Source organism: Spirosoma sp., assembly GCF_048594605.1.
Classification (GTDB): Bacteria; Bacteroidota; Bacteroidia; order Cytophagales; family Spirosomataceae; genus Spirosoma.
Window position 1 is genome coordinate 15672 of sequence record NZ_JBMDWV010000103.1, and the last position, 26996, is coordinate 42667.

The following is a 26996-nucleotide window of genomic DNA, read 5'->3' on the forward strand; positions in this document are numbered from 1 at the left end:
ATCTTTCTAAAACAGCAGAAAATGAAAGTTGATGGTAAACCAAACCAGCCTTCCAGGGTTTTATTTCTGTCGCTGAAACCCGCACATGATATGAAGGCAATTGTACTGTTTTTCCTGCTCTTGTGGCTTAGTGCCCTGTCGGCCTATGCTCAACCCAGAAAAATCCCAAATCCAGCTATTCCGGGCTTTGACATAGCTGGCTCCGACGTGCGTGCTGTACAAATTGCGGATGCGGTGATGGCGGCCATGGGTGGGCGTGCTGCCTGGGACGAAACGAAATTAATCGCCTGGAATTTTGACGGTATTCGAAAGCTTGTCTGGGACAGATGGTCGGGCGATGTACGAATTGACAATCTCCATGACGACCAGACTGTGTTGCTGAATACCACGAATGATATGGGGCGTGTTTTTCGGAATGGGGAAGAATTGACAAATCCGGATTCTGTTGCCAAGTACGTTAAGCAGGGCAAACGTGAATGGATTAATGATGCGTACTGGCTGCTGATGCCGTTTAAATTAAAAGATGCTGGGGTTGCCCTCAAATACCTTGGCGATGAACCCACTCAGACCGGTAAGCCCGCTAACACACTTCAGATGACGTTCAAAAGTGGGAACATTCATGCCGGGAGTAAATACAAAGTTTGGGTTGATAAAAAAACGCATCTGATAACCCAGTGGGCCTATTACGCTAAACAGTCCGATAAAGAACCGGTCTTCACGCTCCCCTGGGACAATTACCAGCCCTACGGAAATATTCTGCTCTCAGGTGATCGTGGTAAGCATAACCTGACGGACATCATGGTTTTTACCGGCCTGCCCGGCGAGGTATTCAGTGATTTTACCCGTACGGATCTAAGCCGGTATCAACAGCTGAAATAAGCATTAGTGACGCCCTGGCAATGTAGGCTTGTCGTTTTAAACTTCGCTGCGTGCAGAATGCATCAGCCAATCTTAACTTTGCACCCGAAGCGTTAAACTAACTTATTCAAACCACTGTTTCCCTTTTCATGGAAGCACCTGTTTTACAAACACCTGTTACCCTCCCAAAAACCGTTGGCAAAACGGGCGTTTTACTGGTTAATCTGGGTACGCCCGACAGCCCATCTGTCCCGGATGTGCGCAAATACCTACGCGAGTTTCTGATGGATGGGCGGGTAATTGATATCCCTTTTATCTCCCGTACGTTTCTCGTTAATGGGGTCATTGCTCCGTTTCGGGCACCAAAGTCGGCTAAAATTTACAAGCAGCTCTGGACCGAAACTGGCTCCCCGCTGAAGTATTATGGCGAGGTCGTTACGAACGATTTGCAGAAAGCTCTGGGCGATGCATACGTAGTGAAGCTGGCCATGCGTTACCAGAGCCCATCTATAGAAAATGGCCTGCTTGAGTTTCAGCGAATGGGCCTGACGGATATTGTGATTGTTCCGCTTTTTCCGCAATATGCCTCTGCTTCAACGGGTTCGGTTTATCAGAAGGTGATGGAAATCGTAAAGCCCTGGGAAGTCATCCCCGCCATTCGATTCGTAAATCGCTTTCTGGAACACCCAAAGTTCATCGAAGGGTTTGCGCAAACGGCCCGCAAATACATGGCTTCGCATGACTTCGATTACTTTTTATTTAGCTACCACGGTTTGCCCGAAAGCCAGATTCGTAAAGGCGACGTAACAAAAACAGTCTGCCAGTTTGGGGATTGTTGCGGTACGTTCCATGCCATGAATCAGCATTGTTACCGGGCTCAGTGTTTCGAAACAACGCGGCTTTTAGTAAAGGCGTTAGGTATTCCCGAAGGAAAATATATTACGTCGTTTCAGTCCCGTTTGGGTAGCGATCCGTGGATCAAGCCCTATACCGATGACGTAATTAAGGAGTTGCCGGGCAAAGGTATCAAGAGTGTACTGGCGTTTTCGCCCGCTTTTGTGGCTGATTGTCTGGAAACAACCATCGAAGTTGGCGTCGAATACAAGGAACTGTTTGAGCAGGCAGGCGGTCAGCACTGGCAACTGGTGGAAAGCCTGAACGATAGCCCGATCTGGATCGAAGCGCTGGTTGATCTGGTCAAAACGGCCTAACAAAAAAGCCCGCTTCTTTTTCAAGGGAGCGGGCTGTCCATTACGGCAGATACAGTACTGAAGATTTTTTAGGGATAATTGCCTGCAGAATTTATATAATTTGTTACATAGTCTATAAGCACGTACTATACTCCTGCTAATCTACATCAAGCTGTATTTGCCTTCTGCATAAGTAACGACTTTATGATCAGAATGTTTTTCTTTACTTCATTTTTAGCGGCTGGCTACTAATTTGCTTTTCGGGGTAAAACGCTCCACTTTGTGCTCAACAGGCTTCAGTGTACGTAGGTAATCGTAGATGGCTCCCAAGTCCTGTTCTGTCATATCCGCATACATGAGCCAGGGCATAATTGAATTGAACTCGCCTTCATGTACGGCTGGCTGCTTGTTCATTTGCCCCGCATACGCCTTAAAACGGGCAATAAAAGCTGCTTTCGTCCAGTTGCCAATTCCTGTTTTTTGGTCCGGTGTAATGTTCATAGAACGGACCATGCCGGTTGGCATCGGAAATTCCCGGCCTCCCGCCATTTCCAGACCGGGTAATGGCTGGCCCTGCCCGTCGACGGGTGTGTGACACTCTCCGCAGGATGCAAAAGTTGCTACGTATTTCCCATAAGCGATTTGATCGGTGGTGTCAGGCTTCGGCCCTGGTTCACTTTTAGCCGGGATCGTATTCACAATAAAGTTCATCGGAAAAGCGGGCTCCGATGGAGGAATGTTATTGGGGATAGGCCTTAAACTTCGAAGATAAGCGATAATGTCCTTGATGTCGTCAGGATGCATCTGGCCAAAATTCTTATAAGGCATTACGGGAAACAGCGCCCGACCGTCGCGGCTAACTCCGGTCGTAATGGCCCGGTAAATCTCTCCGTCGGTCCAGTTGCCAATACCTGCCGACGTTATATTGCGGGCGTAGAATGTACCCGGAAATCCCTGTTCTGGCGAAAATTTCTCTCCTCCTTTGCCTTCAGTCCCACTGAGCATAGGACCGAACATTTTTGTCATATCGCGTGTAGAATGGCAATCAACGCAGACGGCAACATGGTTTGCCAGGTATTTCCCATGTTCAATTTGAGCCGCCGTTGCCTGAACTTTTATGTCGGGAGGAGGCCCAACGTCAGGCAGTGCCAGTTTGACATAAGCCAGGCCGATGCCAACAAGCAGAATCAACGTAGCAAAGACGCCTGCTACAATTTTTCCAGTTCGTTTTTTCATGATAGTTGTGGTAGAATAAGAGGATTTCTACAACATTACATGAATCAATGAAAAACTGCCAAAAAATTGTATAGTCGGTTAGGGATCAGGAGGTACGTAACAAAATTGCCCATCACCGCCTGAAAAAAGCATGATGGGCAATCGTTTTGTGCTTCTGCTCAGGAAGCAGACAGCCTGCTGTTATAGCAACGTAATAAAACCTTTCATTACTGACGCTAACCGGATGGCATCGAAAACGCGGGCTTCGCTGGCCCCGTGTTTCAGCACACTCTCTTCGTGCGACCGAACGCAAAGTTCGCAGCCATTAACGGCTGAAACAGCCAGGCTCATTAATTCAAAAAACTCTTTACCCAGCGCTGGATTCATCATGATACTCATGCGAATACCAGGTTGCGTTTGCTGGTAATAATCTTTGCCGACGAAGTGGCGGAAGCGGTAAAATACGTTGTTTGTGCTCAAAAGCGACGTACAGGCGATCGTTTCGGAAATCTCTACGTCGGTAGCACCTTGCTGTTTAGCCGCTTCTGTCAGCGAATCGATCAGCGGCTGATATTTTTCGTTTACTGCCACCGAAAGAGCCAGCAGTAACGTTTCCTTTTTGCTCAGTGTCTGGCTGCTGTTCAATACGTTACCTACGTTGATTTTCAGATCACGCAGATACCGATGCTCCGTCTGAGCCAGCGCGTCCAGCACCGGATGCGTTTCTTCCGTAGTTAGCCCCACCAGATTCAGCAGCGACGTAACGGTTTCGTTCTGTGTAGTTGTCATGATTCAATTTGGAATGACTGAATGATAGAATAATCTATGGTGTGTAACCTATCCGGTCATTCTATCATTCAAAATGAGCTAAGCCGTCAGCGTAGCTTCACCTTTAGTCCAGTTGCAGGGGCAAAGTTCGTCGGTTTGCAGGGCGTCCAACACGCGGATAACTTCGTTTACGTTACGTCCAACCGACAAATCATTTACGCTTACCCAGCGAACAATGCCTTGTGGATCAACAATGTAGGTTACACGGTAAGCAACTTTCTCGTTGGCTTCCAGAATACCCAGGTCTTCTGCCAGCGATTTCGACGTATCGGCCAGCATCGGGAATTTCAGACCGCGCAGGTCATCGTGGTTTTTGCGCCAGGCCAGGTGAACAAATTCGCTGTCCGTAGAAGCGCCGATAACCATCGTATCCCGATCCTGGAAATCTTCAAATCGGTTGTTGAACTCAGCAATTTCGGTAGGACAAACGAACGTAAAATCTTTCGGCCACCAGAACATAACCAGCCATTGACCGGCATTTTTATGATCTTCGGACGATATTTCGTAAAACTCTTTGTCTTTGTCGAGCGAGACGACAGCTAATTTCTTAAACTCTGGAAACTCTGAACCAACAGAAACAATATGATTTTTCATGGAATTTGTATAGGTTGTATTTAACCGTAAATCTTAATTCTGTGCAATTTAAGGAAGCTATACGTAGTGTTTCTATGATTTTTATCAATGAACTTATAGATAAAAACTATTGACACCTTATCATTATAGTGGTTATCAATAGCCTACGAGAATAAAGATATAAAATCCTTTTATAAGATTCCTGAAAGAATAATTCTATTTGTTGAAATAATCATAAATATAATTTTATTGATGTATAACAAAAATCCCGACCTACGATGCTGTAAGCCGGGATTCAATAGAATAATCACGTAATACCTGATTAAGCCGCCATTCGCAGATAAGGTTCCTGATCGGCTTCTGGTGTCTGCAACATCGGAGCAATAATCGTGTTCATACGTTCACGAACGAAACTCTCCTGCAAATAGGAGGGCAGCTTTGCCACGAGCTGACGATAGGCCTGCATACCAAGCGCCTTGGCAATATAGGCTTCGTGCACCGAATTGACATGAGCAACAATATTGACCAAACTCTGATGAAAAAGCTTAACATCGATCTCAGAGTCAACAAAACGCTCAATTTCACGATTGGTTGACGAGATTCGTAAACGGCTCAGCATATCGAAATAGGTCGTATAACCGATTTGTTTGGCCAGTTGCTTGTACTGCTCAATGCTGAATTTCTGTAGAATCTCACCTGTTTTCGGGCTACGTAGCGCCGTTTTCGGATTGTTCTGAATTGCGTTACGTAGTGCCCGTACACGCTGATCGCGGGTCGTCTTCAGAAACTGAGCCAGCTCAGCCTGTACAGACCCTTCGCGCGAGGGAAGCAGAAGGTCATTCTTACCCACTACGCTAAATCGCCGGGACATAGGCAGCCGCTGAATTCGGTAATTGTTAATTGGTCCGAGCGCATAATAGCCAATGGAAGCCGGATAATAACCCCGCACCACCATATTGCCAATCCGCTTACGAATCAATTCTTCGTTGCTGACATTTACGCCCTGTACGGCCAGAAAAGCACGAGCGCTGAACAACGCGCTGTAATAAGCCTGTGGGAATGTCCAGTGCAGCGAACTCTGTAAATACTGCTCGTCGTTCACAACGGGCGTAATACGTAGCGCATATTCAGCACTCCAGCTATTTAGTAATAACTTCTCCAGCGCCTTACGACTTTCGTCCGTAACGCGCCCATAGAACTGTTGAAAGATCGGGAACTTAGCCAGGTCGAAAAGGTCATTCTGATGCTGGATATGATAATCCATCGCAAAAAAATGGTTCAGAAACACCTGCGCCGGAATAGATTTCCGCCAGTTGTCGTCGAGCGGCACATTGCCCGTTGTAGAGGGGGCAACAGGTGCCTGAGCGTTCGGGGAATGCATCGTCACGTTGGTTGTCTGTGTCATATTTTATTAACGAAAAAGCCTCTTTTCTCGTTCATTTTTTGCGATATATTTTAGTCTTATAAATGTCTGAATTTCAATAGTTTATCTCTAATATTTGGTGCCTAAAAAACGGGCTTAAGTTACCTGGGTTCGGGTGTTCTGGTTACGTTCATTTTTACGGATTTCGACGTACTTTTGAGCTACTTTTTTACGTTGCCTCTTACAGTATGAAGTTTAAAAACTATGTAGTAATTGCCGGGCTCCTGACCTTCGGTAGTTCGATACCGTCAATCAGTTGGGGACAGGTTCAGCAGCGCGTTACACCAACTGCTGGCGTAGCCCTCGTAGAAGGTACTGTGCAGGATGCCGCAACGAAAAAAGCCATTGTTAGTGCCACCGTAATAGCTAAAAACCAGGAGGGCGTGGTGCGTACGCAGCAACTGACAGGCGCTGATGGCCGGTTTCAACTGAGACTTGATCCGAAGCAGACGTATCAGCTCACTATTCAGGCGGTTGATTACGATAGTTATGATGAGCCGTTGGCCTTTACGTCGCCCAAAGTAGAACGATTGACCAAGCCGCCCATCCTTCTGTACCGCACAGGCACAAAACCTGTCAGCAACACGACTGGTGCAACATCGTCGGTCGTGTCAGCTCCGGCTACTACGTCCCCCATATCGGAGCAGCCTGCGGCCAGTAATGCCACTACGTCGAATCAGGCTCGTGTTACGCCCCCCAAAACCCTCGACGCGAAAGTAGTTTATACTCCCCCGCTGGTTGTTGCTCCGGTTGGGAAAACGACCCAGCTACAGGCCATTCAGTTTGTTCAGAGCAAGTCCGAACTCCTGCCGGATGCTATGCCGGCTCTGGAGCAATTGCTGGCTTTTATGCAAAGCAAACCTACGGCAGAGATTGAACTGTCGGGCCATACGGACAACCAGGGTGATTTTGACCAGAACTTGCGTCTTTCCAAGGAGCGCGTAGACGTAGTGAAAGCGTATCTGGTGCAGAACGGGATTGCCGCCAATCGAATCACGACACGCGGTTATGGCCCAACGCGTCCCATTGCCAGCAATAATTCAGAAGTTACCCGTAAACTCAATCGGCGGGTGGAGATGATTGTTGTAAAAGAATAATTCGGTAACAATATGTTTATAGGCTGAGTTAAAGAAATGGCTATCGATTTAACCATCGGCAGTTTACTGTTTAACTCAACGCGTCTATGGCAAAGAAGAAAGGGCAACGTAGCAATCCATCTATTGATAAACTAAAAGCTCAGCACACAGGTGACGTGGTTGATGAGAACACAACCCTTGATGTAATTATCAGTCCGGTTGGTTACATTACCGAGTTGTCAGATACGGTCGATTCGATGGACGGCGCGCGAACGGAAGTCGTTGATATCATCAATGAAGCCGACGGTACGAATATTGAATTGACCATTATTGAAGAGCCTAGTGGTAAACCGGGTATTGATCATGTAGACCGATTCGTGGAAATCAAAGGCATTGGCCCGAGAGTAGCCGAGCTATTGACCCAGGCCGGAATCCGGAAGTTTTCGGAGCTGGCTGAAACGCCTGTCGAACGTATTCGGGAAATCCTCTCCTCCGCTGGCGCGCTCTATCGCATTTATGACCCGGTAACGTGGCCCCACCAGGCCAAACAACTCGCTGATAGTAAGCCAGCTGCCGTTAACTCTTCAGCAACCAGTTCATTTCGTTGAAACTTTCCGGCCCAGCCACAGGCCACCAATTACCAGGGCGGTGCCCACCACCGTATACGTAGTGATCGGCTCTCCCATAAGCAGATAAGAGTAGGCAAAGCCGAAAATCGGGCAGAGGAAAAGCCACAGTGACGCTCGAATGGCATCTTGCCGGACGAGATAAAACCAGAGTTGCAAAGCGGCCACTGAAACCGGTACGATAAGCCAGAATACGGATGCCCAGAAGCGCAGATCGTACTGCGACGTATCGAAATCAGCGAACAGCAACGTAAAGGGCAGCAGTTGAAAAGCCCCCAGAAAAACCTGCCATCCGTTAATAACCAGATTGGGTAGCCGCCACTCGATGCTGGCGTAATAGACCGTTGCCGCTGAAATGGAAATCATTCCAACCAGCAAAATCAGTAACCCTTCGACGGTGGCATAGCTGTTTTGCAATAGTGGATACGTAGCAATGCCCACCCCGATCAGTCCCAGCAGCAGACCGCCCAGTTCATTCCAGCGTGGCACCCGGCGCAGCCACAGCGCAGATAGCAACGTAATAAACAGCGGGTTCGTAGCTGTCGATAAACTACCAATACCCGCCGACACCTGCTTCAGTGCCAGGACAAATGCTCCTAAATAAATAGTGGTGTTCAGCAACGAAAAAATAGCAAGCTGACGAAATTCGATAGCTGTAGGCCAGGCATTTTTCAGCCGCTGAACACCATATGCAAACAAAAGCATGCCGCCCCCGGCGATGAAAAAGCGCACGTTGGCCAGAATAAGCGGATGCACCGACTGCACACCAAACTTGGTCGCAACCGACGCCGACGCCCAAAGAGCCGCAAAAAGAAGACCGGGTAGGAGTTGTTTCATGCATTCAATCAAAGAATTCAGTAGGTAAATCTTTGACTGCTTCAAGTGAACGCATTATCATAGTAAACGCTGCTCTACGTGAAAGATGAGCCTTGAGTACACGCTCTGTCTCAAACTTGGTTTGTACATCACCAGCTTCACGAGCTTTCTGCCACTTAATAACCAGCTCTAAAATTTTCACATATCTTTTGTGAATTGCGTTCCGCAACTCGGCTGTCTTACGACGAGTTTCTGATGTGTATCCGTTATGGAGCTTTTGCAAAAGATTAGCTGTGTTAACAGCTTTTATATTTGCTCCATCTGTTGCCTCAAAATGAACAGCATCATTTTCAAAGTCAAGAAAATACAGCAAGTCTTGCTCAACATTATCGTCAGGATTACAAGGGTCTAGATAGCCACCAGCAGGTGTACTCCGTGGCTTCATCATATTGGCTTCATGTGAAGCCGGATATAAGTTAGTCCACTCGTATTTTAAATCAGGGCGCTCATTCTGCGGGATAAAATGCTCTACATCCATTGACCAGGACGTAAAATAAGCCTGCTCAGTAAGATAGCATTTCTTTAGAAAGCAATTATCAAATGCTTCGAATAGATCTGCGTTACGATAAGCTTCGTGACATTTAGGCTTAACCAGCGTTTGCTGTTCTGAAGGTAATAGTTGATCGTCTTTGTAAGCTTCAAGTTCATCTAAGTAGCTTTTTATACCTTCATTATTCAGTGATTGCGGAGCCTGTGGACTTCGTACTATGTTGATCATGAAGTAAACTACTTAAGCATTTTCTAAAATCATTGACTCCAGCTCAACTCGGAAGCTAGGGGAGAGGTAAGCTTCATTCTCTGCAAAGAATTGTTGTAGCTTGGCTCTCAACTGTTCTGGTCGATTTTTATATTCTTTGATGATTTGATCAACTTTTCGGAATAGTTCATCCGCAATACCCGAGTATTCATTATTTAAACCAAAATGTGCTCGCATCAAATCCGAGTAACTACGCCCCACTGTTTCCTCACTGATGCGTGTCTCTTTGGTGGTCAAGTCAAAAATGGTTGTGTTTTTTATACTAGCGATAACTGCCGGAGAATGCGTAGCAACTATGAATTGTACGTTTGGGAATAGGTTCGTCAACAAAGGCAAAACTTGTTCTTGTAATTGAAGATGTAAGTGGGTTTCTGGCTCATCAATTAAAACAACACCACAGGGGTCATAAATATAATTGTTGACTTGCTTACGAATAAGATCTACCCGTATAAACAAATCCATTAGAATACTGAGAAAAGCAGAAAAACCATCTGATAACGTATCGAAAGTAAGCCGCCTGCCGTTTGCCAGATTAAAATAGAACTCATAATTCTTATGATCGAAATCTATCCCCGTCACCTGCTGACTAAGTACTTCACTAAATCTTAGACGTAGCGTTTCAAAAAAAGCTTGATTTAGTATTAACTGCTCCGTTTTGTTATCAATTTGATCAAAGGCTTGTTCTATTTTCTTGTTGACTAAGTACTGCTTAAATGTCGACGTAAAATAATCTGTTGAATCTGCCGAATTTAGTTTATCAATAAAATCTGATTCTTTAGTGGGACCTTCGACTCGCTTATTTTTATAACCGCGTTTTGCTTCGAAGTATGAGTATACTTTGGTATATAATTTAAAAACTTCATCTGGTGGCATAAATATACCATTGTCACTTTTTTTATGCTTAATAGAAAGCGATACATTGACTAATGATATAGGCAATCCAGGTTTTATAGTCGCTTCTTTATAAGTCTTGCTAACATCCTCTTCTGACATAAGCATTGTCACTGTCCCTGTAGGGAACTCTTGATTCGTCGCTTTTGGAAGAAGTTGGCGATTTATTGCCTTCAGAATTGTACTCTTTCCCGATCCGTTCTTACCAGTCAAGATCAGATGGCTAAACGGTTTATAGTCGTGCAATTCAATATTGAAATCTTTGTACGTGTAACAGTTATTCACGTACAAAGATTTGATATAAGGAAATTCTTCCGGCGTAATCATAGTCAGCGGCTTTTCACAAAGTTAACTACGGGTCAGCCTAAAACCCAATCTTGCCCCGGGCTGGATTGCCTTTTCGGCTATTGGGCTTCTGCTCGGCGGCCCAGTCGCGCATGTCGGCGAGTTCTTTCTCGAAGCCACCCGACAGAATGGGGAAGCGGCACCACGAACGTGGATCGAGGTTATGATCGTCGAGGTGGAACGAAGGAGCGTAACGTTCCCGCTTCCATTGGTTGCGGCTCCAGAGTTTGAAGAATCGCTCAACCCATAGCAGTAATTTTTCGCGATCATGCACGCCAGCGTAACGGACCTCCACGAGTTTCAGCACTTCTACCGGCGGCTGCTTATCGCGGATGGCGCTTTCTTCGATGGAGTTCAGTACGTCGTAGGGCATCAGGTCGTCTTCGTCGGTTTGTTTTTTGTCTAATGGGCGAAGTTCAGCGGTCGGTTGCAGGCCATTGACGGCGCTCAGCCCCTGTACTTTAATCAGATGATTGGAGGTTGCCGGGTCCGATACAGAACCTGTCCGGTCGGCGGGTGTCCATTCGTTTTTCACGTTCAGACCAACGGTTTGGAGCCAGCGCAGCCAGCCCCGCAGAAAATGCTTGTCGATGCCTGTAATTGGCGAAATACTACCGGCTGTATCGCCGTCCATGGTGGCATAGCCAACGGCGGCTTCCGAGCGGTTCGACGTACTGAGCAACAGCGCATTGTTCAGGTTGGCCAGCATCCAGATACTCGGCGCCCGCACCCGCGCCTGAATGTTTTGGAGTGCTACGTCGTCAGTATCCCAAGAGAGTTTGCGGCCCAACTGCTCCTCAATCAGTCCGCGATACGTCTCGACTAAGCCATTGATATTGATGTTCAGGAACGTAGCACCAATATCATCGGCTAAGGTTTTCGCTGAATTGAACGTATCGTCCGATGAATTTTCGGTTCCCTGATACATCACCGTCAGCAGTTTGCCGACGATTTCCTCGGGTGTTTTGCAGTCTGTAAGTGCCTTGATGTAACTGAGTTTTTTCTTGACGCCATCAATGCCAATATTCTCCACCGCCATCCGAATCATCAAAAACACCAGCGCAGCAATGGCGGATGAGTCCGCTCCACCGCTCAGCGAGAGTACGTATCCCTGCGAACGGCTTTTGCGGAGGTAATCGAACAATCCCAACGCTACAGCTCTGGCAAATTCTTCTTCTTTCAGATAACCACCTCGTTCCCAGGCTTCGAGTTCTGCTTTCTGGATCACAGGCTCTATTTCGGGCCAGTCGAATCGTTCCGTTACGCGCAGATTGGGGTAAGACAGCGCCAGATTTCCCCGATTCTGAACCTGAGCCAGGCGAGTCGCTTCGACGTCGACAACGGCCGGTACGATCACAAAATCCTCGTAGCTGAGCCGCGCTCCTGATACCAGAAGTTCGCCATTTGACGCAACCATCGCATCGCCGTCGAAAATGATCCGGCCCGCTTCGTTGCCCAGCATATTTGTATAAATGTAACTTACGCTAAAGGCCCGTGATCCATCGACCACGAAGCGTTCGCGGGTTTGCGATTTCAGGAACGCAAAGTGGCTGGCTGATGGATTCAGAATTATGTCGATGCCCCGTTCGTAGAGGTTGCGTCCGGGCCGATTGGCAATCCAGGCATCTTCGCAAATCTCGAATCCAATCCGGACGCCCGATAATTCAAACACGATGTCGCCGAATGGGTAACTGAAATCGCCAATTTTGATGTCGTCGCGCAGAAACGGCTGCCAGGGTTGAAACCAGCGCGTTTCGTAATGAACGCCGTTGTTGGCTAAGTACTGCTTCACGGCAAACCCCAGAATCCGCTTGTTGGCAATCAGACAGACTACGTCGAAAGTCCGGTTGTTATGACGTAGTGGCAGACCCACCGCCACCGCAATATCATTGGTGCAAGGCACAATGTCTAATAAGGAGGCAATGGACTGATCGATGGTATTTTGAGCGAAAAACGCATCTTCGCAACCATACCCCGAAATACACAGTTCAGGCAGACATAGCAGACTGACACCCTGCCGCTGGGCCTCTTCAATGGCATTAATAATATTTTGTTTGTTGTGTTCCCACGCAAGCGGGGTTTGATTCAGAACACCGGCGGCAATTTTAAGTAATTTCATTTTTTAATGGCGAAAGAGCAAAAGAGTGAACGAGCGGCTCGGTGCTCACTTATCACTCAATACTGCATGAACTATACTTCTGCAAGGATAACAAAATTGGGAGAGAAATAGATTTGACCCAGCATAACTCGGTGAGCAAACAGCTAAGTTTTCCAATTAAGACTGTGTTTTTACGAATGAAATCAGCCGTCGACGGGCGTTCGGCCATATCTCAAAAGCAAAAGCCTGATCAGTACTACGTTGATCAGGCTTTTAATCACTCTTTTATCGACTAACTACTTCTCGTTATTACCTCCGCCCATTTTTCCGGCTTTGTTGGCCTGCGCGGAAGCCGTTGGGTTTTTGACGTATTTATCCAGCCAGCCATTCATTTCCCACAGCATATGCAGCAGCGACTCTTTGGCGTCATAATGGTGGCTCTCGTACGGTAAAAACACGAGCCGCGTTGTCGCACCAAAACCTTTAAGCGCATTGTAGTACCGCTCCGACTGAATCGGGAACGTACCGGTATTGTTATCGGCTTCGCCATGAACCAGCAATAATGGCGTCTTCATCTTGTCGGCATTCATAAAGGGCGACATTTTGTTGTAAACCTCCGATGCCTGCCAGTAATTGCGTTGTTCATTCTGAAAGCCAAACGGGGTCAGCGTACGGTTATACGCGCCACTTCGGGCAATTCCAGCCTTAAATAATTTGCTATGTGTCAATAAGTTAGCAGTCATAAAGGCACCGTACGAGTGACCGCCTACGCCTACCCGACTTGAATCGACTACGCCGAGTCGAACACCTTCATCGATAGCCGCTTTTGCACTGGCCACTAATTGCTCAACATACGTATCGTTAGGTTCTTTATCCCCTTCGCCCACAATCGGAATGCTGGCATTGTCCAGAATAGCGTAACCCATCGTAACGAAGGCCGCTGCGCCCCAGAAGCTAATCCGGTTGAACTGATAGGGTGAGCCCGATACCTGACCGGCTGCATCTTTGCTTTTGAACTCAGCCGGGTATGCCCACAGAAATGTTGGCAATGGTCCTTGCTCTTTCTTATAGCCAACGGGCAAATACAACGTAGCGGTCAGGTCGACACCGTCAGAGCGTTTGTAACGAAGCTGCTGTTTCTGGATGCCCTTCAGTTGTGGGTACGGGTGTGGAAAAAACGTTACTTGAACAGGAGCAATGCGAGCCTTCAGATTCCGAACGTAGTAGTTTGGATTTTCATCCGGAGCTTCGCGCGTGGTCAGAATCACCTGTTTGACAGGGTCTAGAACCGCAATCGGCTTTTCAAAATTCGGAGCTGCCGACCGCCAGAGTTCCGTGCTTTTCTTGGTTTTTAGATTAAGCTGGCTCACAAATGGCCGGTCGCCCTCAGGTGAAGCGCCCTGCGCGTTCAGCATCAGAATATCGCCACTGGGCAGGATGTTCAGTACGTCGCGACCATATTGGTTGTGCTTTGTATCGGGTTGACCGGGATTCGAATAACGATCTTCATATGAGCGGTCAAAAAGAACGGAGCTTTGCCAGTTCGTCGGGTTAACAAGTTTGGTGATCGTCTTCCGACTTTGCCACCAGCGTTCGGTAGCCAGAGCGGTTGATTCATTCCCCCAGTCGAAATTCTCAAAGCGAAACTGCGACGCATAAATTTCTTTCGGTTGCGCTGAGAACGGTGCTTCAACCAGAAAAACCTTATCCCGAATATCCGCTTTTACTTTCGGATCACCATTGTCCTGCGCTACGGTATAATACACCGAAGCCGGAACATCCGTGCGCCAGCTAAAGTCGCGGGGCCCCGTAGGCACACCATCACGGCTGTAGGGTACGCTCTCCTGCAACGGGCTGTCATTCAGCGATTTTACTAACGAACCACCAACAGCATAGATGTCTGTTTTGGTCGGGAAACGACGAACGGGTACCAGGTACGAAAAGGGCGTATGCACCGTCTCGATCATAACGTACTGACCGTTGGGCGATGGATCGGCCGTCAGGATAATGCCGGGCTGACCAATGTTGGTGGCGGTTCCATCTAAGCCTAATCGAACAACCTGCGCCGTCGTGTAGTATGTAAACTGCTTTTCGTCGGACGGATTCTTCAGCAGGTCCTGAAACGTAGGCGCCTGACCACGTTTCCCGCCAACGTTTTCCTGTGTGGCTGGGCCCGACGGAACCCGGCTGATTTCGGGAGCGGAACCTCGCCCGGCTGGAACCGCCTTCACAATCAGGGATTTGCTGTCAGACAGCCAGTGGTATGGCGTACCTAACGTAGCATTCAGGGCAAGCGTACCAACTTTCTGAGCGGTTGCCGTCGCTACGTCGGCAACGTACAGATCAATACGGCTATCGGTTGAATTGGCAAACGCAATTTTCGTTTCGTCGGGCGACCACTGAACGTAGCTGATTCGGGTAGGTGTGGGCAGGCCCGCAATGGTTTTTTCATCCTTACTGTTCAGCTTCTTAAGCTTGAGTCCCGTTACGTAATCAACCCGGCTAGGGCCATTGGTGGCCGGATTCAGCCGGAGTCCGGCTATCCGTAATTCAGGTTGTGACCATTCGTCAATGCTGGGTGCTGCATCATGTTGAAGCATGAGCATCATGTCGCCCTTGCCCGACAGCATAACAACGGGCGTAGGCGGCATGGTCACCAGATCGGCTAATACCTTGGGAGGGGTTTGGTAGGTTTGCGCATCCTGTGCGTAACCAGCGAGCGAAAGCGCAAACCCGAAAAGTAGCAAAAGCCGACGGCTCTGGCGAACAATTGATTGTTTATAAAACATTGAGCAAGAAGTTGTTAGGTTTTTGTGATAAGTCAGGAATTGATACGTATGTGTTTATTAATTCAGCCATTCTGAGCAATCAAAGAGTAACAAAAGCAGGCGTTCACTCTCTATTTAATCATTGTCAGAACGGCTTTTAAAATTAGCTACTTATTGTGTTTTTGCCAAATTTAATATCTATTTTCTATGTAAATTCAATCTAATATTTTGATTCTGCATTTGTTTGCTATTGAAAATTGAAATAATGCAGTTTTGTGTAGAATGTCTGCTACGTAGTATATTCTGTTCGGGTTCCTAAAAATTACCGTAATCGACTTGCAAACAGGTGAGCCCGACCGTCCGGCGCCACATGTCCACAACCTGCTGACGGTCGTCTACGACGAATTCGACGTAGTAACGGCCCAGAATATGGTTCTCAAACAGTTCGTGCTTAACGATCGAGTCCTTTCGGTTATCTTTTTCAGGCCGCATAAACAATGCATAGTCGGACTCCTGCCAGCCGAAATGCTCGTTTAACCAGGTGATGGTGTGTGGCCGGGAAACGGCATCGCGGCCCGACAAAAACACGATTTGATAACCCGACGCACGCATGGCTTTCACCAGGTTGATAATGGGCCACTTGGGACTGTCTTCGCTCACGCGGTGCCAGTCGAAGGGGGAACGACCGCCGGATACCCGGTCGGCCATGCTGGCAACGGTTCCGTCGATGTCCACCAGAATGCAGCGGGGTAATGTTTCGTCCTGCCCGCGTTGAAAGGCTGGGTTACGGGTCAGGGTTTCTTTGTGGAATTTGACGGTTTTTCTCATGGTATTCAGTTGTTCAGCCTGTCTACGAATCACAGCTTCGCCCACCGAATCAGATCGCTCCTGGTCGCGTCGGATGCATTCATCAATAGGCGTGTCGATCAACACGTACTGAATTTCGACTCTATCGAAGTGGCCAGTCAGCAGTCGGCGGAACTGGTTGATGTAGCTCAGTTTCAGGTTGGTATTGTCAATCACTACGTGCCAGCCGCGACTCAGGCTTTCCAGAATGGCGGTTTCCTGCAGCTCATTAACGACAGTTTCGACTCGATTTCTATCCCGTTCCGGCCAGGTATAATAGTCAGAAAGCGATACAGATAGCAAACTTCGCCGAAGGTCATCGCGGTTGACGCGCAACCAGTTTGGATGTTCGGTGCAGAATTGCCGGGCAAATGTTGATTTTCCGCTTCCGCTGATGCCGCTCAAAATCAACACTTTTCTCATGCTACGTTGGTTTTTAGCGCATTTTCAGAAACCCAGCTGGATGCGCTTCCAGATATGGTAGTGACTTCATGGTTAAAAGTGTAACCAGTCGAATTATGTTTTCTGTCCAATCTTATCTGCACACAGTTCATACACGGATTTATCCGGTTCAGCAGCTTCGTCGTTTCGGAGCGCCAAACGCACGAATACTTTTGGATCATTAAACAACAAATACCAAACCACATCCCTTTTTTATGAAATCAACACCATTCCTCTCCACCAACCTTTTTTCGCTCACAGTTAGCAACCCAATCCTCCTAAAACAATCGATTATCTTCCTGATCGCCAGCTTGTTTCTGCTGACGAGTTGTAAGAAAGAAAACGACGTAACGCCCGTTGGTTCTGTATCGGCCAGCGCCGGTTCCGATCAATCCGTACAGGTCGGACAAACCGTTACCCTCGATGGTTCTGCCTCGAAAGATGATCAGAGCAAACCCCTCTCGTATCAGTGGACCATTTTGCGGAAACCGGCTAAAAGCAACGTAACGCTAACCGAACCGACCTCGTTTAAGCCAACCTTTAAGCCCGATGAAGTAGGCGAATATGAGTTTGAACTTTCGGTAACCAGCGCGAATGGTAAGGCTACGGATAAAGTTATCGTAACGGCGTCGGCGGCTGAACCGCTGGCGATCAATGCCAATATTACGGTTAAAACAACGCTTGTTGACCGTATCGCGAACCCCAATTTGCCTGATTATATCGTAACGAAAAGCATCGACGTAAACCACGAGTTAACGATCAATCCGGGGGTTGTAGTTGCTTTCGAGCGCGACGTGCGGATGAACGTAAACGATGGGGGAGGGCTGCTCATCGCCAAAGGTACGGCCGATCAGAAAATTAAATTGGTGGGCGTACAGAAAACGAAAGGCTATTGGGTCGGTATTTCGCTGTATTCGGGCAGCAATGCCAACGTAATGGAATACGTTGAGGTGATGCACGCGGGTAGCCGTACCATCTACAGCACAACCAAGTCGGCCCTGTTTATGTCGGGTGGTAACAAAGCGCAGATTGCTTTGAAAAATACCCTGTTCTCGCAGAATGAGGGCTACGGCATCTACGTCTACGACGGGGCCATCCTGCGCGAATTTGCGCAGAACGCCTTCTCCAGCAATACGGAAGCTGGAATTCTGCTGGATGCGCCGAACGTAGCAAAACTGGACGCGGCTTCGACCTTCACCGGTGGCAACGGACGTAACGTAGTGGAAATCACCCCATCGAGTCTCAAAGGCAGCGACGAAGTAACGTGGACGGATTTTACGGATAAAACGCCTTATCGTATCAATGGTGAATTTACGGTCAATACCGGCTGGAAACTTACGCCCGGCGTTACGCTGGAAATGAACCGGGATGCCGTTATCCGCATCAACAATGGTGGTTATGTATCGGCCAAAGGAACGGCTACGGAAAAGATTGTCTTTACGGGTGCTGAGCGCACGGCTGCGTACTGGAAAGGGCTGATCTGCTACTCGCAGGATGCCAAAAACGAACTGGAAAACGCAGAGGTCAGCAACGGTGGTAGCTCAGCGATTGTATCCGGTAAGAAAACCAACATCGCTATCTATGGCACGAAGGCTCTCATGTCGATCAAGAATACACGGATCAGCGGCAGCGGTGGCTACGGCGTATTTGTGGCCTTCGGCGCTTCGGCAAACACCGATCGGGCTAATTTAAATACTTTTGACGCCATTGCTCAAACGAACTTATTACAGTAAAAATAAGCAACTCCGCTAGTCATGCTTACAGACAATGCTCTGGGAACGTAGCGTCACCAGGGCATTGCTACGTTCAGGTTAATTCATTTCAGACGGTAAGTAACTTCAGGAATACACGTACGAAACTAGCCAATAGATAACTCATGACCTTTCAGATTTGGGGAGCGGTCTTTATCGGGATGGTGCTGTCGATCATGCTGCTGAACGTAGTGCAGTGGGTCACGTATCGCGATCGTAGCTATGGGCTGTACACACTCTACATGCTGGCCTGGCTTTTCTATTTCGGCCTGCGCATCTACGAATTCCGAGAGTGGTTTTCGGCCGAAACCAATTATTTCGTCCGGGCCGTTGCGCCGATGGGCGCTTACTACGTCTATTTCGATTTTGCCGATGTCATTCTGGGCCTGCGTCAGCGTTCGCCTAGCTTCTACCGGCAATTGCAATACGTTAAAGTGGGCATTGTGATCTACGTAACGGGTCAGTTTGCGCTTTGCTACGTACCATGGCTTTGGCACCCAACGGTTTACGAAAGTACCTTTATTGCGATGCGGCTGGCCATGGCCGTTCTGGGTGTGCACGGCATTCGTCAGATGCTAAAACTGGGCGATACGGTTTCACGTGCTTACGCCATCGGTACGGCTTTTCTGCTGACGGGCGGCCTGACAACCATGTTTTTGTCGCTAACGTACTTGTGCACCGAAGATTGGCTGGGACCGTTCTGGAGTGTATCGCTGACGTACATGCAAATTGGCATCATTGCCGAACTGGTGTGTTTCTCGCTGGGACTAAGCTATCGGCAGCGGCAGGCCGCCGTACGAAGTGCCGTGATGGAGCAGGAATTAGCCAACGAGCGCGAAAAACACCACCGGGATCAACTGGAAGCCGAACTGGTGATGCAGCGGCTGGAGCAGGAGAAGACGGAAGTGCACATTCGGGCGTTACAGGCGCAGGTAAATCCGCATTTTCTGTTTAATAGCCTGAACTCCCTGAGTGCGCTGATTGACGATGACGCACAGCAGGCTGGCGTGTTTCTGGATGAGCTAAGTTCGGTTTATCGCTACCTGCTTCGGGCCAACGCTCAGTCGCTGACGCCGTTAAGTGATGAACTGGCGTTTATTCGCTCGTATTGCCATTTGCTGCAAACCCGACATGGCGAGGCTCTGCGGGTCGTCTGGCAGGTAGCACCGTCCTTCCTGAACTGCCAACTGCCTCCGCTGACATTACAGTTACTGGTTGAAAATGCAGTAAAGCATAACGTAATCCTTGCCAGCCGTCCGCTAACCATTTCCATTACAACCAATGATCGTGGCCAGCTTCAGGTACGTAACAATGTCCAGCGGAAAATTATGCGGGTTGCCTCCAACGGCGTCGGGCTGGCCAATATCTGGTCGAAATACCAGATTCTGAATCAACCTGTACCGACGCTCAGTGAAGATAATGAACAGTTTGTGGTAACGCTGCCGTTGATTGATGCGGATTGATGAAAGCTAAGTTCAAAACCCCTAAATCCCCTGAAGGGGACTTTGCTCACTCGCAGACAAAGTCCCCTTCAGGGGATTTAGGGGTTTTGAACTTAGCTTATAAATTTGAATACTTCGCCTGCATGGACTTGATAAACTTGTAGCCGTTCTCGGCAATATCCCACGGATCATTGTATTCGCGCCAGACATAAATGCTATTTGCAAAATCAATGTCGTTACGGGAGAAGGCTTCGATGGTCATCCAGCCGGTATAGTTAATCTCCGCCAGTGCCCGGAACGTATCATCCCACGGAATATGGCCATCGCCGGGCGTACCGCGATCGTTCTCGCTGATGTGCACATGCGCCAGTACAGGGGCAATGGTACGTATCGCATCCGGATACCGTTTTTCCTCCACATTGGCGTGGTGCGTATCGAACATGGCCTGCACGTTAGGATGATCGGTTAGCTCAATCAGGTGCTTCAACTGCGCCATGGTGTTGCACAGATAACACTCGAATCGGTTCAGTGCTTCGGGCGTCAGAACGATGTTCGCCTGTTTCGCGTATTCGCCAGCGGCATGAAGCACTTCTGCGCTACGTTTGTATTCGTCGGGCTGGGGCTCCTGCCGGGAGAACGTAGCAAAGGCCGAGTGAAACGGTCCGCACACTACAGTAGCGCCCATCGCGTGTGCCCGGTCGATGGCTCCTTTCAATCGGGTTAAAGCCTGTTCACGGACAGTCGCTGATTCGCTGGCCGGGTTCTCGTCGGGACTCATCACCATGACACACGTACTTCTCAGGTCCAGCTCCTGCAAATGCGAGCCAAACGTTTGATAAGCCGCTACGTCCTGATAATCAATAAAACATTCGATGCCGTCGTAGCCGATTTTTTTGAGTCGTTCCGTCATCGGGTACATCTTCTCGGAAATCGGTGCCGACCACGCTAACAAATTAAAGCCAACAGGCGATTCTACTAAATTAGGCATGAGTTATAAATTATTTCACTAACGTTTTCTTCGTTCTCACTTGACATTGCCTGAATGAGAACAACTTACTTTTCCATCGGGTGTTCTTTCAGCAATTGCTCCGGCGAATAAAAATCCGTTTTGCTTTCGGTAGCTGCTCGTACTTTCGCCACTTTTTCAGGAAGAATAGCGGGCGCCTGATTGCCAAACGAATTTCGTACGTATGTCAGCACGGCGGCTATTTCTTCGTCTTTCAGCAACCCGGCAAATGGAGTCATGGGCACCTGGCCGGGGTACTTTGTGCCGTTTACTTCAATTGGGCCAAGCAATCCTTTTAGCGCCAGCTTAATCAGCCTGTCTTCGTTGCCCAATACCCAGTTGTTCGCCGAGAGGGGCGGAAAACCGGAGGCCGTAAGCCCTTTTCCATCCGGCTGATGGCACGTAGCGCAATAGCCTTCGCGAGCATAGATTTCCTTGCCCGCGTTATAAAGGGCAAGCTCACTCTCTTTTAAACCCGCTTTTGCTGCGACTGCTTTTTCTTCCTTTTTCTTGACCGGCACACCGTTCAGGTGAGCTACGGCGGTTTCGTAGGCATAAATCGTCCAGTCGTCCAGTGGTTTTTTTGCGGCTTCGGCCAGAATGGGCAAGCCTTTCTCTTTGCCAATCCAGGAGGCTGCCACAATCGCGACTAGCCGAACCCGACTGTTCTCATCCTGAGCGGCCTGCATCAGCAACTCAGCCTGGTCGGCCACCTGATGGCCTGTGTACCGAACCACTTCAACGGCTGCGGCACGCGCGTGGTAATCCTTAGCTTTGAGCAACTGACGCAGCAGGTTCTGATCCACTTTGTTCATTCCCCAGCTAACCCATAACCCTTCCAGCAGATGGTGTTCGTAGCGCGGATCGTTTTTGTCCAGGTTAGCGACCCACGTATTGAGTTTAGCCAATACCTGCTTCACATCCCGCCCCCGAAGTTCGCGACGGGTCCGGTAGCGGGTTCGGTATTCGGGCAGCTTCAGGTTGTCCAGGAGTTCTTCAATACTGGCGCCATCAATTTTAGCGGGCGTAACCAATGGTCTCGACGGATACGTAACGCGGTATACACGCCCATGTGAATGGTCACGTAGTGGATCGCGGGCGTTGTGCTGCATGTGTCCAATCAGGATATTGTGCCAGTCGATTACGTAGAGCGAACCGTCGGGCGCAAATTCCATATCAACCGGCCGGAAATTTCGGTCTTCGCTCACAATCAGATCGGCCCGGTGGAGGCTTTTGTAACCCGTTCCATCATCAACCAGCGTATGTTCTTTCGTGCCCAGAAAACCGATGGTGTTGTTGATCAGAAAGTCGCCTTGAATCTCTTCGGGAAAATGGCGGCTCGACACAAACTCCAGACCCGACGTAGGACGTACCATATGATCTTTTTCAATCAACTGAACTGATTTGTGGGTAGCTTCGCCGTAGCGTGGTAATACGGTTCCCGGCATCATCCAGCGAACGTCAGGGCTGGAGGTTTCTGCGAAAAACGGCTGTCCCCAGTCGTCGAAGGCGATCCCCCACGGGTTCGGGATGGAAAGCTGCGCGGTACGTTCCAGCTTGTGGCGTTGGGGTGTATAGCGATAGAAACCGCCATTGGTGGCGCGTACAGGCCCGTACGATGTCTCTACGTTGGTATGCAGAAAAACGCCTTCGCCCGAGTAAATAGCGCCCGACGGATCAACTGTGAAAGCGTGGCTATTGTGGTGCGTATCGTGATCGTCGAAACCGCTCAACAGAATTTCTACTTTGTCGGCCCGGTCGTCCCCGTCCGTATCGGTAAACAACTTCAGGTTCGTACCCTGCGATACGTAGACACCTTCTTTCGCAATTTCGAAGCCGAGTGGCAGGTGCAGGCCATCGGCAAAAACGGTTTGTTTATCCGCCTTGCCGTCGTTGTTGCTATCCTCCAGAATGATGATCTTGTCGTTGGGTTTTATATCACCTGGCTTGTAATGCGGGTAACTGGGCATACAGGCCACCCACAATCTTCCTTTGTTGTCGAACGACATCTGCATCGGTTTCGCCAGATCGGGAAATTCCTGTTCGGAAGCAAACAACTCAATTTTATACCCCGACGGTACTTTCAGCTTGCTCAGCGCTTCCTGCCCAGAAAGATAGGTCAGGCTACCGTTTTTATCAGGATTGAAGTTGGTTTTTACAGCGGGTAACGGAGTCGTATGCTTATCGGCAGCCGCTACGTCCATTTTCTGGCCTTTGGCCGCCATCCAGATCGCCGTATCCCGAATGGCCGTCATTTCCCGAATTTTCTGTATTTCAGCCGGGTAATTATCTGGTCCAAACGGATTGTACCGACGCCCGTAGGCATGAACGCCATTAGGAATTTTAATATCGTTATGCCACATCCAGTTCTTCTCCATCACGGCAGCACGGATCAAGTCCCGATTCGCTTTGGCCCTCGCTTTAGCCTTACCAAAAATCTCGTTGGTCAGTAAAACGCCCAGCTTTTTATAGCCCTCTTCATTGAGTTGCGAGCCATCGATGGTCAGCGGTTGTTTGCTGGATCTATACCATTTTTTAGATGGCGTGAAGGCATCCACAAAGAGAATCGATCCGCCGTTCTGGTTATTCTGGGTCACTACGTCCTTCATGGCCTGCGTGTAGAGTGCCAGATTTTCGTTTTCCTTTTCGCCATTAGGCAGGTCGTATTTGTCGGATAAGTCCTCGAACGCAATGGGCGATACGATAGCCAGTTGTGGGGCCGACGTACCGTTGTATTTCTGACTCAGTGTCCACTTGATGAAGGCGTCCAGTTCGGCTTTGTAGTTGTCCAATCCGGCGGGCCCCTCAAATGATTCGTTGTAGCCAAAAAAAGCAATGATTACGTCAGCCTTATGCCGGGTAAGCCATTGGTCGGGCGCATCGAAATGGCCTTCGCTGGCGGAATTGGTGGCTAGTTCGGTCTGAAATTTTTCGGCACCCGGAAAGGCCCAGGGCAGATTCCGGCTGGCGTGTGGTCTGAAACCGGGCGTGTCGCCCCCGTCGCACATGTTACGTATGTACAGCAAACTGTCGGGGTAGCGCACCTGCATTTCGGTCTCAAAGTTGTCGTAATTCATCATCCGGGACCCCAGGTTATTGCCCAGCAAAATGATGTGCGATCCCTTTCTGAGTTGAAGCGATTCTGATTTGTTAAAGACAAACGCGCTAACCGTGATGAGGAGTCCAGCCACGATGAGTAATCCGTAGATACGATTCTTTTTGTGCGTGAGCGATTTCATAGAATCAGGATTTTTTAGGATGGCCGTACGGTACGTCGATAGCAATTTTACCTTTCCATTGCTTCGGAATTGGCAAGTCCAGCTCCCAATGAATCGCATTGATAACCAACCGCTGAACGGACTCCACCTGAAAATCTTCCGGGTGGCCCATCGTTGTCATGAAGGCTTTGCCGCCCCACTGGTTTTTCCAGGTCCAGGCTACGGGATTATCGATGGCTTGTTTATCGGGATTGACGGATTTTCCCATCAACAGAGGTGTTGAGCCTTTGGCCGGATAGTCGGGCAGAACGCGATAAAGCCAGGATGCTACGTGGAACGACGGCGACACACCCGTCAGAATCAGGTTTTTGGCCGCTGCGGGAATAATCGTTACGTCGGTTGTGCTTTTGTGCCCGTAGTGCGTGTGCTGGGCTTTCCCACCCCAGCCGGGAGGAGCACCAAAGGCAAACTCACCGAACGCATTCCAGCGTTGGCGCGGATCACCGTCGGGGTAGTTGAAGGCGTGGGTCGTCGTACGGAACCCCATCACGGGTTTGCCCGATTTAAGATAATCGTCGATGTAATTAAGTTGTTCCTGAGGAAGCAGCCGCCAGCGCAGAAAGAAAACGACCAGATCCGCGTCTTTGAGAGTCTCCAGGCCAGGAATGTCTTTTTCGCCGTTGTAGTCGGGTACCGATTTCAGTACGGTCGTTCGCATCCCGTAGTTCTTTTCAAGTTCGGCGGCAAAGAGCGGCATCGTCAGTTCACCGCTGTATTCATGATCGCCTGTCACAAACACTACGTAGGGTTTGTCGGCTTTTGCGTCAGATTTCAGTTGGTTAGCGAGAACGTCGACCTGGTTGGTTACGCCCGTTACGGCCAGTAGGCTAGCCGCCTGTTTAAGAAATACGCGTCGTTTAGTTTGCATGAAAGGCAGGTTTATGCAGAGAGAATAACCTGCCTTTCTAAGAAAATTTTGCAGTGGATTTACTTATGAGTTTTGATCGTGTGCCGTTATGATTCGAATGATTCTCTGTCATTAGTTTGCCTGAAAATGCTCACTTATTATGTAGTGCGAGCATTTTCAGGCAAGTAAGTTTGATAGAATGAAAAAAACTTATCCCAAGAAGGGCATAAGTTTTAGAGTAGGTTTTAATGTTAAGGCTATTGTTTCACAAACCTGGAATGCAAATGCTGCCCTTCTTCGGTTATCACTTCCACAATATAGATGCCTGGCTGTAGAGAAGAAACATCTGTACTATTGGAAGGTCCATTCTGCGTCAATATTCGACGGCTATTCATATCACTGATAATGACTTTGTTTATAATCTGATCTTCCGAAACTTGCATTGTCAGTTGTTCTGTCGTCGGAGTGGGCCACACAGTCAGCGTTGCCGTGATCGTCTTTGGGCCAAATCGATTTACTGAGATGATACTCGAGAAATAAACCGTTCCGTCAAAGTCTACCTGCTTAAGCCGATAATAACTAACTGCGTCTGGCATACCCGTATCGATAAATTGGTACTTTGTAAGTACATCAGACGTACCCTGTCCCTGAGCCCGGCCGATACTCTCAAAACTTTTCGCATCGCTGCTTCGCTGAATTTCGTAGTGATCATTCTGAGTTTCGGCTGAAGTTTGCCAGTTTAGCTTTGCCCCAACATTATCTACCCAAGTACCCGTAAACGAAACTATGTTGACAGGTAGCGCATTATCCAGGGTATAGATATCTACTTTTCCTGATCCATTTTCCAGAAATAAAATCTTGTTATTAACACTCACCGCAACCAGGCTGCCTTTGACGGTGGGAAGTTGAGACGATGACCATTGGTTAGTGGCTGTGTTATAGATATCAATTACATTCGATGCATTACCTGTTGCATCTGTTCCGCCGGCAAAGAAGGCTAAGTCACCCAGGCTAGCAGCGGCTACGCCAGAACGTCCCTGAGAAAGAGTAGCCGTCGACCATTGATCCGTTACTGCATCATAGATATCAATGATCGGGGAAAGATTATTGGAAAAATTACGCCCTCCAGCAAAGAATGCTTTATTTCCTGCACTTGTAGCAGCCATATCGCTACGTGCTGTCGAAAGCCTGGCGGTTGCCCATGTGTCGGTTGCTGAGTCGTAGATATCTACAGCGTCACTTGAAATCTCACCACCTGCAAAAATAGCTTTACCGCCTACACTTGTAGCAGCCAGGGAATATCGATTTGCAGATAGTTGTTTAGTCGTCCATTGGTTTGTTGTGGCATTATAAATATCCACTACGTTAGTATAAAGAGGCATTGATACAATTATACCACCTGCAAAGAGGGCTTTGCTGCCTACGCTGGCTGATGCTAAACGATACCGTCCTTGAGAAAGAGTAGCCGTCGACCATTGATTCGTACTTGTATTATAAATATCTATCTTATTCAAATACTGCTGACTATCAGAATTCCCTCCTGCAAAAAAGGCTTTGCCATCTACACTGGTCGCCGTTCCTAGTATAGTGGGTTGAGAGAGTTGAGAAGTCGTCCATTGGTTTGTTGCGGCATCATACACAGCTACTAACTGACTTACAACGGATTCCTCAACGCCCCAAACCCCAGTGCGTATCATCTGCCCACCAGCAAAAAATGCTTTGCCTCCAGTACTCGTGACCATAGGCCCTGACGGTTTATAGTCGATCATAGCAGTCGACCACTGGGCAACGGCTAATCTATTGCCTAAGCAAATAAAACAAAGTGCTATTCGGGCAGCCAAGTAGATTTTTTTCATAGGTA

20 protein-coding genes are annotated in these 26996 nt (G+C 48.6%); 6 read left to right on the forward strand and 14 right to left on the reverse strand.

From position 1 onward, the window contains the following. The first annotated feature begins 90 nt into the window (after window positions 1-90). Together ACOJS8_RS05920 and hemH are read left to right on the forward strand one after the other, a co-directional pair. Complete coding sequence (locus ACOJS8_RS05920) at window positions 91-879, forward strand: hypothetical protein (RefSeq protein ID WP_420147609.1); 789 nt, start codon at window positions 91-93, stop codon at window positions 877-879. 128 nt (window positions 880-1007) lie between these two features. Continuing rightward, window positions 1008-2069, forward strand: a complete 1062-nt coding sequence (gene hemH, locus ACOJS8_RS05925) for a ferrochelatase (protein ID WP_420147610.1) — start codon at window positions 1008-1010, stop codon at window positions 2067-2069. A 213-nt stretch (window positions 2070-2282) separates the two neighbouring features. Here hemH and ACOJS8_RS05930 read toward each other — a convergent pair whose 3' ends face one another. From ACOJS8_RS05930 to ACOJS8_RS05945, 4 genes are all read right to left on the reverse strand, one after another. Continuing rightward, the gene (locus ACOJS8_RS05930; protein WP_420147611.1) at window positions 2283-3284 is read right to left on the reverse strand and encodes a c-type cytochrome; all 1002 of its coding nucleotides are present in this window, start codon (window positions 3282-3284) and stop codon (window positions 2283-2285) included. Window positions 3285-3464: 180 nt separating this feature from the next. Further along, complete coding sequence (locus tag ACOJS8_RS05935; protein WP_420147612.1) at window positions 3465-4052, reverse strand: carboxymuconolactone decarboxylase family protein; 588 nt, start codon at window positions 4050-4052, stop codon at window positions 3465-3467. A gap of 78 nt (window positions 4053-4130) precedes the next feature. After that, on the reverse strand, window positions 4131-4685 hold the full coding sequence (locus ACOJS8_RS05940) for a peroxiredoxin (RefSeq protein WP_420147613.1): 555 nt from the start codon (window positions 4683-4685) through the stop codon (window positions 4131-4133). A 301-nt stretch (window positions 4686-4986) separates the two neighbouring features. After that, window positions 4987-6069, reverse strand: coding sequence for a hypothetical protein (locus ACOJS8_RS05945; protein ID WP_420147614.1), 1083 nt, complete (start codon window positions 6067-6069; stop codon window positions 4987-4989). Window positions 6070-6275: 206 nt separating this feature from the next. Here ACOJS8_RS05945 and ACOJS8_RS05950 point away from each other — a divergent pair, with 206 nt between their 5' ends. Beyond that, window positions 6276-7184, forward strand: a complete 909-nt coding sequence (locus ACOJS8_RS05950) for an OmpA family protein (RefSeq protein ID WP_420147615.1) — start codon at window positions 6276-6278, stop codon at window positions 7182-7184. 86 nt (window positions 7185-7270) lie between these two features. Continuing rightward, the gene (locus ACOJS8_RS05955; RefSeq protein ID WP_420147616.1) at window positions 7271-7771 is read left to right on the forward strand and encodes a hypothetical protein; all 501 of its coding nucleotides are present in this window, start codon (window positions 7271-7273) and stop codon (window positions 7769-7771) included. Here the strand turns inward: ACOJS8_RS05955 and ACOJS8_RS05960 are convergent. From ACOJS8_RS05960 to ACOJS8_RS05985, 6 genes are all read right to left on the reverse strand, one after another. Further along, window positions 7760-8626, reverse strand: a complete 867-nt coding sequence (locus tag ACOJS8_RS05960; protein WP_420147617.1) for a DMT family transporter — start codon at window positions 8624-8626, stop codon at window positions 7760-7762. The two genes, ACOJS8_RS05955 and ACOJS8_RS05960, sit on opposite strands and share 12 nt — an antisense overlap. A gap of 4 nt (window positions 8627-8630) precedes the next feature. Further along, the gene (locus tag ACOJS8_RS05965) at window positions 8631-9383 is read right to left on the reverse strand and encodes a hypothetical protein (protein ID WP_420147618.1); all 753 of its coding nucleotides are present in this window, start codon (window positions 9381-9383) and stop codon (window positions 8631-8633) included. A gap of 12 nt (window positions 9384-9395) precedes the next feature. Continuing rightward, on the reverse strand, window positions 9396-10640 hold the full coding sequence (locus ACOJS8_RS05970) for an AAA family ATPase (protein WP_420147619.1): 1245 nt from the start codon (window positions 10638-10640) through the stop codon (window positions 9396-9398). A gap of 37 nt (window positions 10641-10677) precedes the next feature. Further along, the gene (nadE, locus tag ACOJS8_RS05975; protein ID WP_420147620.1) at window positions 10678-12777 is read right to left on the reverse strand and encodes an NAD(+) synthase; all 2100 of its coding nucleotides are present in this window, start codon (window positions 12775-12777) and stop codon (window positions 10678-10680) included. A gap of 275 nt (window positions 12778-13052) precedes the next feature. Next, window positions 13053-15545, reverse strand: coding sequence for a prolyl oligopeptidase family serine peptidase (locus tag ACOJS8_RS05980; protein ID WP_420147621.1), 2493 nt, complete (start codon window positions 15543-15545; stop codon window positions 13053-13055). A gap of 294 nt (window positions 15546-15839) precedes the next feature. After that, a complete protein-coding gene (locus ACOJS8_RS05985) occupies window positions 15840-16793 on the reverse strand; it encodes an AAA family ATPase (RefSeq protein WP_420147622.1) in 954 nt (317 codons plus the stop codon). 233 nt (window positions 16794-17026) lie between these two features. Between ACOJS8_RS05985 and ACOJS8_RS05990 the strand changes: the two genes are divergently transcribed. Beyond that, complete coding sequence (locus ACOJS8_RS05990; protein ID WP_420147623.1) at window positions 17027-18544, forward strand: PKD domain-containing protein; 1518 nt, start codon at window positions 17027-17029, stop codon at window positions 18542-18544. Between the two features lie 143 nt (window positions 18545-18687). Next, window positions 18688-20025, forward strand: coding sequence for a histidine kinase (locus tag ACOJS8_RS05995; RefSeq protein ID WP_420147624.1), 1338 nt, complete (start codon window positions 18688-18690; stop codon window positions 20023-20025). Window positions 20026-20122: 97 nt separating this feature from the next. Here the strand turns inward: ACOJS8_RS05995 and ACOJS8_RS06000 are convergent, their stop codons facing one another. The 4 genes from ACOJS8_RS06000 to ACOJS8_RS06015 all read right to left on the reverse strand — a co-directional run bounded on the left by ACOJS8_RS06000 (window position 20123) and on the right by ACOJS8_RS06015 (window position 26991). Next, complete coding sequence (locus ACOJS8_RS06000) at window positions 20123-20992, reverse strand: sugar phosphate isomerase/epimerase family protein (protein WP_420147625.1); 870 nt, start codon at window positions 20990-20992, stop codon at window positions 20123-20125. A gap of 65 nt (window positions 20993-21057) precedes the next feature. Further along, window positions 21058-24249 (reverse strand): PVC-type heme-binding CxxCH protein, encoded by a 3192-nt coding sequence (locus ACOJS8_RS06005; RefSeq protein WP_420147626.1) that lies wholly within the window; start codon window positions 24247-24249, stop codon window positions 21058-21060. Between the two features lie 4 nt (window positions 24250-24253). Beyond that, on the reverse strand, window positions 24254-25156 hold the full coding sequence (locus ACOJS8_RS06010; RefSeq protein ID WP_420147627.1) for a ThuA domain-containing protein: 903 nt from the start codon (window positions 25154-25156) through the stop codon (window positions 24254-24256). Between the two features lie 236 nt (window positions 25157-25392). After that, window positions 25393-26991: a kelch repeat-containing protein gene (locus tag ACOJS8_RS06015; protein WP_420147628.1), complete on the reverse strand. Its 1599-nt coding sequence runs from the start codon at window positions 26989-26991 to the stop codon at window positions 25393-25395. Window positions 26992-26996 lie beyond the last annotated feature (5 nt).